Consider the following 348-nt stretch of genomic DNA (forward strand, 5'->3'; position numbering starts at 1 on the left):
GAGTCCGGCTCGGGCAAGTCCACGATGGCGAAGATCGTCACCGGACTCGAGCGGGCCTCCGCCGGCACGATCACCGTGGACGACCGGGACCTCCGGTCGATCATGTCGACGCGTGCCGGTCGGCTCGAGTACCGACGACGGGTGCAGCTCGTCGCCCAGGACACCACCTCGACGTTCGACCCGCGACACCGCATCCGCGAGTCGCTCCGGACGCCGGCGCAGATCCTCGGCGGGCACGACGTCGCCGGTGCGGACGCCGCGATCGGCGAGATCACCACGGAGCTCGGCATCGACCCGAGCTGGGTCGACCGGTACCCGTCCGAACTCTCCGGCGGCCAGCGGCAGCGC

The 348-nt window shown here is 71.8% G+C and carries 1 protein-coding gene; it reads left to right on the top strand.

Annotation, left to right across the window (positions count from 1 at the left end; translation table 11 throughout):
* Window positions 1–348: ATP-binding cassette domain-containing protein (locus tag BIV01_RS02040; RefSeq protein WP_139199174.1), on the top strand; the 348-nt coding region annotated here is incomplete at both ends.

Source organism: Curtobacterium sp. MCBA15_013, assembly GCF_001865095.1.
Lineage (GTDB): Bacteria > Actinomycetota > Actinomycetes > Actinomycetales > Microbacteriaceae > Curtobacterium.